Genomic DNA, 15,290 nt, shown 5'->3' with positions numbered 1-15,290 from the left:
TCTCAGGGAGCGGCAAAGTTAGGGTTGGGGGCCTGACCAACTGACACAGTAAAGGTCTGGTTGGCGGGCGCTGTAGCCGCCATCGGACCCTGGCTGCTGGTGAGCGTGCCATTGAGCTGCACAGAGCTCGCTGTGGTGGCGGTGCCCGTGACGCTGTACTCTGCCCTGCCTTCGCCGGGGCATTTATGGAAAGCAATAACGCCGGTTACCTGGTCATCGGTCTGATTGAGGTCCACAACCCAGCGGAAGGCGGCGTTGCCGGTGGCGGCACACGTTCCCGCGCTGGTAAAACGTCCATCAAAGTTGGTTACGGTACCCGGATCGGGCGGAGGGGTGGAACCACCACCAGTTCCGGTGCCGGTGCCGGTGCCGGTGTCGGTACCGCTGCTGCGACTGCTGCCACTGCTACCCCCGCTATCACTCGCAACAGCCACGCCTCCGGCTACAGCAAGTCCACCCACAACCCAGGCAGTGGTTGAAACACCACCACCAGCAGCTGCCGCTGTCGTGGTTGATGCCACTTCAGGTGCCGTCGCAGCGGTTGCAGCCGCCGCACTAACAATACCTGCTGTAACACCATAGCTTTCGGCACCCGGAACATAGGAAAGATTAATGTAGTCCCTAAAACCGGGAATCGCGTCACTGAGCGGGTTGTACTCTGACCGAATGTCCACTCTCGAATCGGGTGTCGCTTCATCGGCGTTTTGCGCAACATTCAGTCTATCAGCCGACTCGATGCGGTCACTGGACTGCAGCTTTTCGTAGATATCCTGTGCGTCCTGCAACTCGGACACATCGATCTTAACGTCGGTAGGTGCCTGCTGATTCAGCCGGGCCAGGGCTTCTTCATCCTTGACTATCTCTATGTTGTAAATCTCTGACTTAACGAGGTTACGGCCACTGGTAATAGCCAGGAGTTGGTAGCGTACAAACTCCGTATGAATGTCTGGCGCGGGCAAAATGCCCTGGTAACCTGCACCTGATGCCTGCATGGGCACAAAATGCCAACGTCCATCATTATCAGCACGAAAGTAGGTGCGAACCTGGCTGAGGCTTTCGCCCGCGTCGCCGGAAACTGACACACCAGCCTCGACACCGATACGCTTACCGGAACGGGCTTTCTCAATCGCATCGTGATCTATTTCAACGGCAGCTTGCGTTGAACACACTGCACTTAGTACCACTAACAGCGGTATTGACCGCACCACGGAAAATGCTCTGTTGAATTCCATGCGTAGCTCCTTGGATTCTATTTGTATGTCTGTGCCTTGCTTCTCTCACGGAGTAGTGATTCGAACTCAACCGGGTGCGAGTTACGCAAATCATATGAGTAAGCAACGACGACCTTTACCGTACAAGCGGCGAATGAATTGCAAAAGAGCAGAACTACTCGAATGCCTGTGACAATCTCACAAGGGGCGGGATGATCTATAAGGTTTTAGAAAGAAAGGTGTTTATCCCGGGCCTGGAAGTGCCCGATGGGTGGAAATTGCCCGCTACTTCTCCGCTGCCAGGTGCTTTATTTCCGCTTCGTGGCGAACCGCGAACTCAAGAAGCTTTCCCGAGCCTTGCACGTCGAGAGCTGAGCAGATATTCAGCCTGTGGTTTTGCACAGTCCGGTGGCTGATATGCATGATTTCAGCGATCTCCCTGCTGGTCTTGAACTCACCCAACAGCTGCAACAATACGCGTTGTGTAGGGGTAAGCGATTCAAGTCGGGAGACAATTTCACTATCTATTGGCGACTGCAGCACCGCAGGTGAGGCGAGAGACGGGCTAATGTATACCTTTCCCGCGCTTACCGCTTGCAAGCAATTGTGCAACTGATCATAGGCATCCTCCTTGAACAAATACCCCTTTGCACCCAGAGAAATAGCCCGGTCAATAAGTGCCTCGTCTGTCAACATGGTCAAGACAATAGCTAAAGAACTGCTGCAGTTTTCTCTCATCCACTGCACCACACCGAGACCATCAATATTGGGCATAAACAAATCTACGACAACGATATCAGGTTGGTGAAAACTAATAAGCCTGATAGCTGACAAGCCATCGTTCGCCTCTGCGACTACTGACATTCCCTCGTACTGTTCTATCAGATGGCGTACGCCCTGACGGAATATCGGATGGTCATCGGCTATCAGTACTGTGGCTTTAGTCATGGTCTGATTCCACACGGAAACGGACGGAAATTCTGGTGCCTTCCCCCGGCTGCGTATCAATCTCCAATGTTGCGTTAATGGCGTTTGCTCGATCAGTCATTGATGTCAGCCCCAGCCCCCAGTTCTCCCGATCACGGTTGCTGAAGCCGCGTCCATTGTCCCTTATCGACAATTGTATACCCTGGCTGACATGTTGCAGCGACAGGTGACAATAGGAGGCATCGGCGTGACTGATAACATTGTGTACGGCCTCCTGCACTATACGATAAAGATGGATTTTCTTTTTCTCTGGAATCTCCGTCTCTTCTACTTCCATAAGCATTTTGAACACGGGTAAACCGTCGCCACGTAGCTGTCTGGTAAACTCACCAATAGCACTGATGAGACTAATACGGTCGAGGTGACTGGGATGCAGGCTGTGTGACAACTGGCGCACATCGGTAATGGTCTGCTTGAGTAACACCAGCGCTTGCTCATCACTCAACAATGAAGTCGATTCATCTGCTGCTGCCCGACCACTGGAACACAAATGAATGTGCAGGAGCGAAAGAGACTGTCCTACCGAGTCGTGTAACTCCCTGGCAATATGATTGCGGTCCTCCTCCTGCCTGGCAAGTACCCGCTGGGTGAACGTGGCCTGCAGTGCCGCATTTTTCTCCTGCGCCTGCTTCATTTCAGTTTCAGCCAGTGTAATGCGATATGACAGGAACAATGAAAGCAACAGGGTCTCTGCCGCCGTCGTAATTTCAAAAAGGTGAACGAAGAAAAAATTTTCTGGCAGCAGGCCGAGCTCATAGCCAAGCGCGCCAAGTGAACCCGGCAATATGGTGCTAAAGAATGTAATCGTCATCAAGCGTGCGGCCGCACTATCCTCCTTCAATGCCACGAACACGGCATATCCGATAACCGCAAGTACAATCAGGCAACCCGAATAAGTATAGGACATGCCCTCGCTATAGGGCAGCAGTAAGCCGGGAATCGCGAGTAGACAGACGAGCAGGAAGATGCCTCGAACAATTTTTGCGTGGCTGGGCAATAAGCGCCCAAACTCCAAAAATGAATATACGAAGAGTAGCCCACTCAGGCTCATCCCGGTGAGTGCCAGGGGAACGCTGGTGTTGGTGGTGTTTGCATAGCCAGGCCAGAGTAGCTGACTAGTGTAACCACTAAGTGAAAAAATCAACATGGCCGCGCAAAAGTGATACGACACATAATAGATATAAGCACTGTCTCCGGTACTGATGTAGATACCCAGATTATAGAGCATCATACACACGAGGAAGCCAAACAGGATCGCGTACCCGACGGCCTGTTGTTTATCTTCGAGCCTGAATGAAGACTCGGCCTTTATCTCCCAATTTATTCTAAGTATGCCTTCGGAAGTTGCACGCAAGTAATATTCACCAGCGTCAGACGACAGGGGAAAAACATGTAGACGATGAGGATAGGGTTTTTGGGTAAAGGGTATGGCATCGCCGGATAGCATCGGATCGAATTCCGCCGGGCCGCTCTCTGTACCGCGATAAAGCGTCGCCTCGTCCAGATAGCCAGGACCTATCACCAGTACTCGGGTTTGCTGCTCGTCATCGGCTGCTGGCAGGGCGAAGTTCAACCAGAGTGCTGAGCCCGATTCTTTGGCCTTTATCCGAGTATCCGTGACCAGAACAAACTCCCCCGCTGACTTACGGGATTGAACCTGCGCGATCGATAGCTCTTTTCCGAAATCCTCGAGAGTATAAAATGGGCGCTCCATACCGCTTTCCAACCCATTTTGAGCGACAATACTGACAGCGATCGAAACAAAAACAGCGACCGCCATTAACGTCACTACACTCACTGCATGCGGAAGGCCATTTCTCACACTGTTGCGATCCTGCTCTGGTACGCCATAAAGCACCCATTCTAACCGCTCTTGCCACACCCCAATAACTTTTTAGATTACTCCCGGTCATTGAAATGTTCGGTGCTTGAGGCATATCAAGGCTTCAGGCGACTTTACACATGGGGCCGGGTAAACAGGGCTTCCGATCTCATTTTACTGCCTCAAACGGTGGATACAAACTGCCGCGCTCAGGGAGCCGATATCGGACTCACAAGGAAAACCCGATGGGGAAGGAAAGCCCTATCTACTCTACTACGGGCAACCGGTGTGAGGCGCCGGTTCAAGTTGGTGTGGCCTCCTGCGCGCTTGCATCGGCTTGTCTGCGCTCAATGGAGGACCTGGCGTAACGCAGTGCATCCTTCAGCTTGTCGTACTTATACCCCTCCGAATAGAATATCGTCCTTGTTTCAGCCTCAATATTGTACTGTGCCATCAGTACCTTCTCTTCATCGGTCAGTGCAGTATTCTTGATCAAGGTATGACTCCTTTCCTGATTAATTTCAGGCTGTTCATTCGTTACTTGTTTACTGAAGATGCTGCGCGCAGTACGCAGATATCGCCGCGCCGGGAAAACTCATTTGCACACTCCCAGCGATCACCGGCATCACTCAGATAGGCGTTCTCCGGGATAGTTACCAGCACGCATTGCTCTCCTTCCGCCCTGTAACCCCGATTGCAGTTCCAACCTCTGCCATAACCGCGATCAGACAGGTAACCGCGTTCTGGCACCTGTATCTGGACACAGTCGTCATCAATCTTTCGATAGCCACGCTCGCAGCTCCAGCTCGGACGGGAAGCACTATCATTGAGATAACCGTTCTTGGGTACTTTAAGTGCTACGCATTTGTCGGCCACAGGCGTGTAACCGCGCTCACACCGCCAACCGGGTGAATAAGAGCCACTGAGCATGTAGGAATTGGCCGGCAGCTCTATCGCCACACAGTCAAGTCCGACGGTAAGAAAGCCGCGCTTACAAGCCCACCCTGAGCCATAGTTTGCATTGGTCGGATAAGCGTTCTCAGGAACAATGATCGCCTGGCAGGTATCGTTATCTTCGCGGTATCCAGGGTCACAGTCCCAGTCGCTGCCGTAGCGTCTGGCGGAGGCATTCTCGGGAACACCTGAACTTGAAATCTGGGTGTTTACCGCCTCGGATTGGGCCATAGGACCAACAGCAAAAAGGATAACAGAGAGCAGGCTTGCGCATACTCGAACGGGAATAGACATGGTTCTTAGCTCCAGCGCACGATTCGATCGTGACAATGAGATATACATTCTCGATTGTTTCGCAGTCGCTTCTCTGCGGCTGTTGCGCAATGTTGTAACGTAGTCTCGACGGGTTACAGACTAGCGGCGGGGATCGCAACCTTAAGTGGTCTCGATAACCTCAACACTATACAGTATTGCCAGCCAGATTGTCGGACGTTCGCTCAGGCGCGCCACCAGGGCAAGGAAGACTCGGCACATCTGTTTTTCAATGCCCATGGCGAATATACTGGCCACTGGCAGCACTGCCCGGAGGGTTCGCGCATTGTGCGTGGAGAAGCCCAGTGCTCGCTGTTCATGGGCGACCCAGGCGTCCTTTTCGATAACCCTTGAGTACATTCATCATGACCGCCACCAATTCACCTTTTGAGCCGGTTACGATTGGCCCGCTGACGCTGCGCAACCGCTTCATCAAGTCCGGAGCCAACGAGGCCATGTGCATCGATGGCAGGCCTACTAAATCACTGCTTAAACACCACACAGATCTCGCCAAAGGCGGCGTGGGCATGACCACCGTAGCCTACATGGCGGTCGCGCCGGAAGGGCGCACGCTGCCCAACCAGATCTGGATGCGTGCAGACATTCTGCCTGACCTGAAAGCGCTCACTGCCGCCGTGCACGCCGAGGGCGCTGCAATCTCCGCACAGATCACCCACGGGGGCTCATTCGTCACCGGTATGAAAGTGAAAGGCCGCACCATCAGCGCTTGTTCAGGGTTCAACCCAGCCGGCGCACTGAAGGGCAATTTCCTGCAGCGGGCGATGACTGAAGCAGACATGGAGCGCGTGATTGGCGAGTTTGTGAGCGCCGCGGAACTAGCCAGGGATGCGGGCTTTGACGCGGTAGAACTGCATATGGGGCACGGCTATCTGCTCAACCAGTTTATTTCACCCCTGAACAACCGACGGCAGGACGAATACGGCGGCAGCGCGGAAAACCGCGTGCGCTTTCCTGCCCGGGTGCTGGCCGCTGTAAAACAGGCCGTGGGCGATACCACCGCAGTACTGGCCAAGATCAACGTCGCTGATGGTGTAAGCAGAGGCGCACAGGTGGAGGACGGGGTGATCACCGCGCAAGCCCTGCAGGCCGCCGGAGCTGACATGCTGGTACTCAGCGGTGGTCGCAACGTGGAGTCGACCTGGTTTATGTTCGGCAGCCGCATGAATCGTGCAGAGATTGTCAAAATCCTGAAGCAGCAGGGCGACTGGCTTGTCGCCTTCATGATGAAGGGGGTTGCCTCGACGGAGCCTGATATAAAGTTCAGGGAAATGTATTTCCTGGAGTACTCACGCAAAATTCGTGCGGCCGTGGAGTTACCACTCGCGTATCTGGGTGGCGTGAAGTCACTCGCCAACGCAGAGCAAGCCATCGCCGAGGGTTTTGAATGTGTGGTTATAGCCCGCGCACTGTTACACGACCCGGCACTGGTCAACAAGTTTCGCAGTGGCGAGTTAGTTGAGTCCGGCTGCGACAACTGCAATGGCTGCGTTGCCTATATCTACCATCCGGCAGGCACGCGCTGTGTATTGAACCCGCCAAACGACCTGGAGCCCAACCGCATATTTGCGTCAGCTGTTTCCACAGAATAGCCACACAGCCCAGCCGGTGTATTGCCCCGTGCGATGGGCGGTGCTATAGGTACCTTCATCAAGGTTCTTCTCTTTGAGGCTCAAACAATGACAACAATTGGAACACCTTTCTCATCTACGGCATTGCGAGTAATGCTGCTGGGTGCTGGCGAGCTCGGCAAGGAGGTAGTGATAGAGCTGCAGCGCTACGGCGTTGAAGTTATTGCCGTAGATCGTTACGCCAATGCACCCGCTATGCAGGTAGCGGACCGCAGTTATACGCGGGATATGCTTGATGGTAGTGCCCTGCGTGCTCTCGTAGAGCGCGAACAACCCCACCTCATTGTGCCGGAGATCGAAGCGATCGCCACGGGAGAGCTGATCAAGCTGGAGCAGGAGGGTTTTACCGTAATCCCCACCGCACGGGCTGCGCAGCTGACGATGGATCGCGAGGGAATTCGTCGACTGGCCGCCGAAGAATTGAAAATTGCCACCTCGCCCTACAGGTTTGCTGACACCTATGAGGAATTTCTCACGGCCGTAGAGGAGATCGGCATTCCGTGCGTCGTCAAACCCGTGATGAGCTCTTCCGGAAAGGGCCAAAGCACGATACAGAAAAGCGACGATATAGAGCATGCCTGGCAGTACTCGCAGGAAGGCGGCCGCACAGGTGAAGGGCGCATCATCGTGGAAGGGTTTGTCGACTTCGATTACGAAATCACTCTGCTGACCGTTCGGCACCGTGATGGCACCAGCTACTGCCAACCGATAGGTCATATCCAGGTTGATGGCGATTATCGGGAGTCCTGGCAACCGCAGGCAATGAGCGAACTGGCGCTGGGGCGCGCGCAGGACGTCGCCGGCAGAATCACAGATGCCCTGGGCGGCAGGGGCATATTTGGCGTCGAGCTCTTTATCAAGGGTGACAATGCATTATTCAGCGAAGTGTCGCCGCGCCCGCATGATACCGGCATGGTCACAATGATCTCACAGGACCTGCCACAGTTTTCACTTCATGCCCGGGCAATTCTCGGTCTGCCGATTCCCGACATAGCACAGCACGGCCCTTCAGCGTCTGCCGTCATTCTTGTGGAAGGCGAATCCGAAACCGTCAGTTTTGAGAACCTGGATGCGGCATTGGCCGAGCCGGGAACACAGTTACGTTTATTCGGCAAGCCGGGAGTCGCTGGCCGTAGAAGAATGGGTGTGGCCCTGGCGCGTGGTAGTGACGTTGAGCACGCACGGGCCAAAGCACGCCTTGTTGCATCGACCGTCGCCACCAAGCTTTAGTACGCCCCCGTTAGCGAATTACATTGCGGTGTTAGCTCACCAGCAAGGCGTCGCGGATACGTTGACGGTATTCTTCGGCAGTTTGCAGGGCGTGACGGCTTAGCACGGTGTCACTCAGGACATTGCAGGGACTTTGAGATAGACTTCTTTGGAGAAAGAGACCAGGGTCGATCTTGATACAGGGTCTTGAATTTCGCCACCAGGGTCCAACGAAAGTGAACAAAGCCCCAGACAAGGTAAAGCTGATTCGCACCTGCTCGATATGGCGGTCTCTGGAGGTTGTGGGAGATACGCCTACCCTGCTGATCATGGAGAGCTACTGGTTTGGGGCCCGACGGTTCGATGAGTTCTGCCGTCAAACCGGGCTTCTGAAAACAGTGGTCAGTGACAGGCTCAAACGGCTGATAAGAAACGACTGCCTGGTTAAAGTTGCCTATAGCGAGAAGCCCAGGCGTTTCGAATACAAAGGCACTGAGCAGTTTCTGGACCTGTTCCCCATGGCGCTGGCAATGCTTCACTGGGAGCGCAAATGGAGCCAGAAGCCAAACGCGCTGGAAGTAAAGCTGACGCACACCCCATGCAGAGCCGCGACCGAACCGCTCCCAGTCTGTAAGTCATGCCGAGCAGAGATCAGTCCGCGTGATGTCAGCTGGAAAGTGGGACCAGGTGTAGGCCAGATGGAGGCCACCTATAGCCGCCGGCGTCGACAGACCGCTGAGTCGGGTAGCAACACCAAGCTGCTGGACGAAGTAATACGCATTGTCGGCGATCGCTGGGCAACCCTGATTCTCAGATCACTGTTTAGCGGTATCAATCAGTTCCAGGAGATACTGGAAGACACGGGTATGGCTACTAATATTCTGTCGGACCGCCTCTCTGAACTCTGTCAGGAACGGGTCCTCTACACTGTAGATGTGCCTGGAGACTCGCGGCGCATTGAGTATAAACTGACGGAAAAAGGCATTGGCATATATCCAATTCTTCTTACCCTGCTTGAATGGGGCGACAAATGGCGCCCAGCGCCTGAAGGCCCTCCACTATTACTGACTCACAATCTATGTGGAAAGCCGCTGAAGATTGAGATGGCGTGCTCTGCATGTAACAAGGAGATACTCGTGACAGACACAAGCTTTGAGCTGAAGATAAGCAATAGCCGCGGTGATAATAACGGGAAAAGCGGATCTGCATAGACCCGCCCCGTATGTCTGCGGCGACACCTACCACCAGGTTGACGACTACTCTTACTTGACGAAAAGCGGGCTTTCAAAGAAGGCCGTATCGCTCCAGTAACTTTGCGCTACTTTTGCGCTAGTTAAGCGGAAACCTAGTTTTCCCAGCCATCTATCTGGTTTGGCTTCATCCAGCAAGCGTGGAAACCCAACGGAACACGGTGCGGTAATTTGACACGCGCTACCGGGCCGTCACCGATTTTTTGCGCGTCAAATACCTGTAGCTCCTGAACCTCCGTTTTTTCATTCCAACAAAATACCACCAGGTAGCCATGGTCTTCAGCGGTCGGATTATCTGCAGGGGCAAACCAGGGTTCGCTGTACAAACAATGCTCCGCGTCATCCGATCAGTCACCCACGCTCTCTCCTGTATCGAGATTCATCTTGCGCACACCCACCCAGCGGAAATCCTCAGGATGATGATCGACGAAATAGCCCCATTTGGTATAACTTCCGGTCAGGGCACTGTTATAGCTTGGAAACTCAACGTTAAAATCCGGGTTCAGGCATTGTTCCTTTGCCTCACCTGTCTTCATATTCATGCTGTATCGCCACAACCTCGCGTCCATCACCAGGTTGCCAATCATTTTTGCAGTGCGCTCCTCGTCAATGCTGCCATCGGCTTTCTTTGCCGGCATATAGCGGCAGGCAATCTGGATAACCTCGTCGCCCTCTTCCCAACAATTTATAACGTGATAAAGGAAGCAGGGTGAGAAATCGAACCACTTGATGCTCTCAGAATCACCAAATCGCGGAATGACGCCAAACCGTGTTTTCAATGATGCGTTAAACACTATCTTGTGCCGTCCGGCTTCCAATGCAGCCTCATCGTGATAGACCGGGACATCATGAAGAATAGAGTAGTTTCGCGTGATGCCCATGTCGTGCATCAAGCGATCACCAGGCAACTCAATGGGCACATGATGGACTAGCTTACCTTGCGCATTCACCACACCGTAGCTCATATGGGGTTTCTGCGTGTAGTAATCAAAATACATCAGGTCGCCAGTATCTTCGTCCACCTTGAAATGCGCCGACATGGCGTTGCCGAATCCACTGACGTATTCAGGCGCGGCCCTGACTGTTTCAAGGGTGATTGGATCAATAATGTGCGGGATACCAGCGAGGTACCAACTGGTCAACGCTTTGCCGCCGTGGCCGATAACGTCGGTGTTGGACACATCGGCCATCGGTTGGTCTTTGCTGTCTTTAACCGAGTTCCTTACGCCCCAGAACAACTCCTCTCCTGCATCCAGGTTTTTCATGGCATCAGCGGTCTGGACATACTTGTTCCGGTAGGTAAATTCCCCATTGCGGAACTGGCCCGCGTGCAACATCCCGTCACCGTCAAAAATATGGTAAGACCCTTTGGGTTCGAAGCGGGGGTTCGGGCCGTTGCGCAGGTAAACACCATTCAGGTCGCTGGGAATCTCGCCTTCTACGGGAAGATCCGTCAACACCAGTTCATCCGACATGGGGGCATATGAACCCGTTAAATGGGGCCCGTGATTGAGACCAAAAGGCGCGTCACTTTCAACTAGGGCATTACTCATCATTTCCTCCGGTGGAAACTGGCTTCCCACAAATTTATAGTATGTTTACGCAAGTTATTTAACTACAAACCGACTGGTAATATCAAGCGGTGACTAAAGGAACTCTCTCGGGCGAGTTACAGGGGTCTGCCCACTATGCCGCACCCTGCAAAATGGGCCGGCGCCGTTGCGCTATACGAAAGCGTGACGCCACAAAAGAAAGGTCTGCCAAACAGGCGTTTCCGGCAGGGTTGAGCCCGGTCACGTGGTAATCGCTGTAGGCGGCTGCAAAGTTGATCCACATGGCACCCGTGAGGTTAATGGTCAGGTTAGCACCCACCTGTGCGTAGACATCTACCCAGCGATCAATGAAGGCCTCATCTATAGAATACATATAACAGGAAATCGTTCCGCGAGTTCTCGCCAGCTCGGTAGCTTCAGCGGCTGCGGCGTCGCCACTCTCTGCTGCAACGATAAATAAAACGGGGCCGAACCTTTCGTCAGCATACATTTCCTTGTGCTCAGAGCGAGCCGCAATCACCAGCGGGGTGCACGTACGCGCATTGGGAAAGTCCGGGTGATCATAAGGAGCAGACTGTCTCAGAATAGCCAGCCCCTGGTCTTCAGCCGCAGCTGCTGCCTCGGCAACAACATCCAGGCTGACCTGCCCCTGAATGGCCCCCATAATACCGGCTGCCACTTTCGGGCTCTCTACGATAGCGTCTATCTCACTAACAATGGCCGCGGCTACCTCGTCAAAACTTACATGGCCATCGGCGGTGTTGATGCCCTCTCCTGGCACATAGACAACTTGTGGGCTGGTGCACATCTGCGCGGAGAACAGGCTCGACGCACGCGCAATTGCCCGCATCGATTCAGCCAGGTTATCGACCGACTCAACGACTACGCTGTTTACACCTGCGGTCTCCGTATAGAGCAGCTTTCCGGTAACCGTGCTTTCAAGGTAACTGCCGTAGCGAGGGCTGCCGGTGAAGTCGATAATCTGTACGTCGGGGTGATCAACGTACCTACCTGCAACCGGTTCAGCCAGGGTATCTGCCGCCAGCGTGACGAGGTTGGGATCAAAGCCGAACTCAGCCAGAGTTGCGCGACAGGTCTCCACGACAATCGCCATCGGCAAAATGGCTATGGGGTGCGGTTTCACGACCACCGGGTTACCTGCCGCCAGGCTGGCGAACATTGCAGGGTAAGCATTCCAGGTGGGGAAGGATGCGCAGCAGATAACCAGACCGACACCGCGCGGTACCAGCGTATACGTTTTCTCAAGTGCTACCTGATCGGCACCGAATTTACGGTGATACTCTGCCGTTGGAGCGACATTAGCCATGGCAATAGCCGCATAGGCGAGCGCTTCAATGCCGCGATCCAGCGCGTTGGGACCTGAGCCACTGAAGGATTGTGTATAGCTCTGCCCCGCAACGTGCATCACTGAATGCGCCATCTCGAAATTTCTTTCGTAAAGCCTGTCGGCCATTTCCATACACAGGGCTATTCTCACATCAGGCGCCGCTTTCGCCCAGGCTGGCATGCTTGTTTTTGCCGCTTCAATAACCCGTTCAGGGTCACACAAGGGATAGGTTATACCCAAAGGCTCCTGCGTAAAGGGCGAAACCTCCTCACCGGACCACTCAACCATGCCAGGCAACTCAATTTCAAAAGGCCTGTTCAGCCGCGCTTCGAAGGCCGCTTTCCCCGCGCCGGGTTTATCTGGTCCGTGTATTTTTGTCGACGGGGAATCCTTGTACGGACTCCAGCTCTTGCGCGTGTGAACCGCATCAATGGCCTGCTCAAGTGTCGCCGCGTGCTTCGCGACCAGGTCGGCTCGTTTTTGATCTTCACTCATGCTCGTTACCTTATTCGCCCTGGACCTGCAGTCTAGGCAATTCAATAACCGGACAGCGGTCCATTACCACCTCCAGGCCAGCAGCCTCTGCTTTGGCTGCCGCGGCGTTGTCCACTACGCCCAACTGAGTCCACAATACACCAACGCCTGCCTCAATAGCCTCATCGACAACAGATGACAGATATTGCGCATTGCGGAAAACATCGACCATATCAACGGTCAGTGGCAAATCTGCCAGACTGGCATAGACCATTCTGCCCTGCAGGGTCTGCCCCGCCAGCCCCGGATTGACCGGGTACACATCGTAGCCCTGCTCCAATAAGAACGTCATCACTTCGTAGCTGGGACGAGTGGTTTTCGCACTGGCGCCGAGCAGAGCGATGCTGGCAGTACTGCGGAGAATTCGGGCCAGGTCACTGTCGCTGGTGAGAGGCATAACGGTCAGGCCTCGCCCCAATGAGGGGCCCGCTTTTCAAGAAACGCACGAGTGCCTTCCGACGCATCGGGCGAAAGCAGCGCTTCAAGCATGGATTCGTTGGCGTACTCAAAAGCCTGTTCAATCGGCATATCAATCTGTCGGTAGAACGCCGCCTTGCCCGCACGAATACCCTGCGCAGACCGGGAGGCTATCTTCTCCGCCAGGGCCAGGGTCTGCTCTTCTAACTCAGCCGCCGGCACAACACGATTGACGAGCCCGAAGCGCATGGCGTCCTCGGCGGAAAAGAGATCTCCGGTCAATGCGAGTTCCATGGCGTGCTTGCGATGAATATTGCGCCCTACTCCCACCAGCGGTGTGGTGCAGAAGGTACCGATATTGACCCCCGGCGTGCAAAACATCGCGTCTTCGCTACTGATGGCCAGGTCACAAGCCGATACCAGTTGGCATCCTGCAGCCGTTGCCGTGGCATGGACGCTGGCTATTATCGCTTTAGGGGAATGAAGGATCGCCAGCATCATCCGCGAACAATCCAGCAGCACTTGCCGTACTCGCGCCTCGTGATCCTCCCTCGACTCATCTTCCTTGTGACTCATTTCCCGTAAGTCGTGGCCAGCGCTGAACACCGGTCCTGAACCCTTGATTACGACTACCCGCACCTGGGGATTCTCGTTCGCAGCCTCAATAGCGGCTTTCAATGCTGCGATCATATGGCTGGACAGGGGGTTACGCTGGCGGGGCCGGTTCAAGGTCAGCGACAATACGTTTTTGCTTAGCGTTGCTAAAAGATAGGGCTCTGTGCTTGTCTGCTGGTCAGTCATTGTCACCGGCCTCGTTCATTAACTTGTTGTGGGGATTGAAAGATAGTAATCATGATACGCCGGTTCTCTCAAGTAGCGTTACAGAGGCGCAACGCGGATTAACTGCCCGTCACTACCGTCAGTCAGGATATAGAGGTGTCCATCTGTACCCATACGCACGTCACGAATGCGGGATTCAAGCTCGGCGAACAACGATTCCTGTCCCACGACCTCGCCGTTTTCCAGATCGACCCGGCGCACTTCTTCATCGACAAGCGCACCAATAAAAAGGTCGCCCTGCCACTGCGGAAAGTGCTCGCCTGAGTACATGGCCATCCCCGAAGGTGCAATGCTGGGCACCCAATACAGCAGGGGCTGTGTCATGCCCTCTGCTTCTGTGAATGGCGACACATAAGCACCGCTATAGTCCACTCCGTAGGTGACTGCCGGCCAGCCGTAATTGCTGCCGGCTTTGACCACATTGATTTCATCGCCGCCTCGCGGCCCGTGCTCATGCATGTAGACAGTGCCAGTAGTGTCATCCAGCGCAAGCCCCTGTGGGTTGCGGTGGCCATAGGTCCAGACCCGGGAGCTGTTCTCACCAGTGAAGGGGTTGTCGCCAGGGACGCTGCCGTCGTCGTTGATACGCAGTATCTTACCCAGCTCGCTCTCGCGGTCCTGGGCATCTTCCCGGTATTCAAAACCCTCACCCGTGGTCAGTAACAGCGTGCCATCAGGCAGGAACAGCATCTTGCCGCCGTAGTGTTGTGGTGTATTTTTCAGCGGCGATACCAGCAAAATCTGCTGCGCATTTTCAAGACGGTCGCCTGCCAATGTGGCTTTCATGATCGCCGTGCCGTTGGCTTCTGGTGTGCCATGGGCATAAGCGAGGTATACGGTGTGATTGCTACTGAAATCAGGGTGCAGCAGGATATCGAAGTACCCCCCCTGGCCGGCATAGTAGGTTTCCGGCGCGCCCTGAACGTCGGTGGCAGCACCCCCCTCGCTTATGCGCAGCAGCTTACCGCCTCGCAATGTCACCAGGAATTCACCATCGGGCAGTTGTGCCACGGACCAGGGCTCATCCATATCCCGGGCAACCGTTGTCAGCTCATAGTCGGCTGCCAACACCGCTCCGGCCAGGCAGAAAAGCGCGACCGCAGCAACGAGCCTCTTAAATGGCCTGGCCAGACAATGATTCATCGCCTTTTCCTTTTATCAGTTGTCCGTCATTATAGGCACAACTCAGAGCCCGGATGAACTG

13 protein-coding genes and 1 pseudogene are annotated in these 15,290 nt (G+C 54.5%); 3 read left to right on the top strand and 11 right to left on the bottom strand.

Annotated features, from left to right (window positions below; translation table 11 throughout):
- Nucleotides 1-2: 2 nt before the first annotated feature.
- From C0039_RS18575 to C0039_RS18550, 6 genes are all read right to left on the bottom strand, one after another.
- The gene (locus C0039_RS18575) at nucleotides 3-1,232 is read right to left on the bottom strand and encodes a hypothetical protein (protein ID WP_101518930.1); all 1,230 of its coding nucleotides are present in this window, start codon (nucleotides 1,230-1,232) and stop codon (nucleotides 3-5) included.
- A gap of 264 nt (nucleotides 1,233-1,496) precedes the next feature.
- Nucleotides 1,497-2,159: a response regulator gene (locus C0039_RS18570; RefSeq protein WP_101518929.1), complete on the bottom strand. Its 663-nt coding sequence runs from the start codon at nucleotides 2,157-2,159 to the stop codon at nucleotides 1,497-1,499.
- Complete coding sequence (locus C0039_RS18565) at nucleotides 2,152-4,020, bottom strand: sensor histidine kinase (protein WP_133126048.1); 1,869 nt, start codon at nucleotides 4,018-4,020, stop codon at nucleotides 2,152-2,154. The genes C0039_RS18570 and C0039_RS18565 overlap by 8 nt, the downstream gene beginning before the upstream one ends.
- A 301-nt stretch (nucleotides 4,021-4,321) precedes the next feature.
- The gene (locus tag C0039_RS18560; RefSeq protein ID WP_101518927.1) at nucleotides 4,322-4,516 is read right to left on the bottom strand and encodes a hypothetical protein; all 195 of its coding nucleotides are present in this window, start codon (nucleotides 4,514-4,516) and stop codon (nucleotides 4,322-4,324) included.
- A 41-nt stretch (nucleotides 4,517-4,557) separates the two neighbouring features.
- Nucleotides 4,558-5,268, bottom strand: coding sequence for a hypothetical protein (locus tag C0039_RS18555; RefSeq protein WP_101518926.1), 711 nt, complete (start codon nucleotides 5,266-5,268; stop codon nucleotides 4,558-4,560).
- 141 nt (nucleotides 5,269-5,409) lie between these two features.
- Nucleotides 5,410-5,646 carry a hypothetical protein gene (locus C0039_RS18550; protein WP_101518925.1) on the bottom strand — a complete coding sequence of 79 codons (237 nt, stop codon included), beginning with the start codon at nucleotides 5,644-5,646 and terminating at the stop codon, nucleotides 5,410-5,412.
- Nucleotides 5,647-5,651: 5 nt separating this feature from the next.
- On the opposite strand from C0039_RS18550, the gene C0039_RS18545 reads away from it, so the two are divergent.
- From C0039_RS18545 to C0039_RS18535, 3 genes are all read left to right on the top strand, one after another.
- Complete coding sequence (locus tag C0039_RS18545; RefSeq protein ID WP_101518924.1) at nucleotides 5,652-6,896, top strand: NADH:flavin oxidoreductase; 1,245 nt, start codon at nucleotides 5,652-5,654, stop codon at nucleotides 6,894-6,896.
- An 87-nt stretch (nucleotides 6,897-6,983) separates the two neighbouring features.
- Nucleotides 6,984-8,165 (top strand): formate-dependent phosphoribosylglycinamide formyltransferase, encoded by a 1,182-nt coding sequence (purT, locus tag C0039_RS18540; RefSeq protein WP_076002256.1) that lies wholly within the window; start codon nucleotides 6,984-6,986, stop codon nucleotides 8,163-8,165.
- Between the two features lie 215 nt (nucleotides 8,166-8,380).
- Nucleotides 8,381-9,355 carry a winged helix-turn-helix transcriptional regulator gene (locus C0039_RS18535; RefSeq protein WP_243391662.1) on the top strand — a complete coding sequence of 325 codons (975 nt, stop codon included), beginning with the start codon at nucleotides 8,381-8,383 and terminating at the stop codon, nucleotides 9,353-9,355.
- Between the two features lie 134 nt (nucleotides 9,356-9,489).
- Here C0039_RS18535 and C0039_RS18530 read toward each other — a convergent pair.
- The 5 genes and pseudogenes from C0039_RS18530 to C0039_RS18510 form a co-directional block, all read right to left on the bottom strand.
- Nucleotides 9,490-10,869: pseudogene (locus C0039_RS18530) on the bottom strand (carotenoid oxygenase family protein).
- Between the two features lie 211 nt (nucleotides 10,870-11,080).
- Nucleotides 11,081-12,790 (bottom strand): phenylacetic acid degradation protein PaaN, encoded by a 1,710-nt coding sequence (gene paaN / locus C0039_RS18525; RefSeq protein ID WP_076000184.1) that lies wholly within the window; start codon nucleotides 12,788-12,790, stop codon nucleotides 11,081-11,083.
- Between the two features lie 10 nt (nucleotides 12,791-12,800).
- The gene (locus C0039_RS18520; protein ID WP_076000183.1) at nucleotides 12,801-13,226 is read right to left on the bottom strand and encodes a CoA-binding protein; all 426 of its coding nucleotides are present in this window, start codon (nucleotides 13,224-13,226) and stop codon (nucleotides 12,801-12,803) included.
- 5 nt (nucleotides 13,227-13,231) lie between these two features.
- Nucleotides 13,232-14,047 carry an enoyl-CoA hydratase gene (locus tag C0039_RS18515; RefSeq protein WP_101518923.1) on the bottom strand — a complete coding sequence of 272 codons (816 nt, stop codon included), beginning with the start codon at nucleotides 14,045-14,047 and terminating at the stop codon, nucleotides 13,232-13,234.
- 78 nt (nucleotides 14,048-14,125) lie between these two features.
- Nucleotides 14,126-15,229: a PQQ-dependent sugar dehydrogenase gene (locus tag C0039_RS18510; RefSeq protein WP_076000181.1), complete on the bottom strand. Its 1,104-nt coding sequence runs from the start codon at nucleotides 15,227-15,229 to the stop codon at nucleotides 14,126-14,128.
- Nucleotides 15,230-15,290 lie beyond the last annotated feature (61 nt).

The organism is Pseudohalioglobus lutimaris (genome assembly GCF_002866825.1).
Lineage (GTDB): Bacteria > Pseudomonadota > Gammaproteobacteria > Pseudomonadales > Halieaceae > Halioglobus > Halioglobus lutimaris.
Note: the sequence above shows the minus strand (reverse complement) of the source record. Positions and strands in the feature narration are given on the sequence as shown.

Bases quoted from the DNA above. Each gene is read 5' to 3' on its own strand.
- C0039_RS18515 (WP_101518923.1), bottom strand. From the start codon at position 14,047: ATGACTGACCAGCAGACAAGCACAGAGCCCTATCTTTTAGCAACGCTA.
- C0039_RS18555 (WP_101518926.1), bottom strand. From the start codon at position 5,268: ATGTCTATTCCCGTTCGAGTATGCGCAAGCCTGCTCTCTGTTATCCTT.
- C0039_RS18570 (WP_101518929.1), bottom strand. From the start codon at position 2,159: ATGACTAAAGCCACAGTACTGATAGCCGATGACCATCCGATATTCCGT.
- C0039_RS18550 (WP_101518925.1), bottom strand. From the start codon at position 5,646: ATGTACTCAAGGGTTATCGAAAAGGACGCCTGGGTCGCCCATGAACAG.
- C0039_RS18575 (WP_101518930.1), bottom strand. From the start codon at position 1,232: ATGGAATTCAACAGAGCATTTTCCGTGGTGCGGTCAATACCGCTGTTA.
- C0039_RS18545 (WP_101518924.1), top strand. From the start codon at position 5,652: ATGACCGCCACCAATTCACCTTTTGAGCCGGTTACGATTGGCCCGCTG.
- paaN (WP_076000184.1), bottom strand. From the start codon at position 12,790: ATGAGTGAAGATCAAAAACGAGCCGACCTGGTCGCGAAGCACGCGGCG.
- purT (WP_076002256.1), top strand. From the start codon at position 6,984: ATGACAACAATTGGAACACCTTTCTCATCTACGGCATTGCGAGTAATG.
- C0039_RS18510 (WP_076000181.1), bottom strand. From the start codon at position 15,229: ATGAATCATTGTCTGGCCAGGCCATTTAAGAGGCTCGTTGCTGCGGTC.
- C0039_RS18520 (WP_076000183.1), bottom strand. From the start codon at position 13,226: ATGCCTCTCACCAGCGACAGTGACCTGGCCCGAATTCTCCGCAGTACT.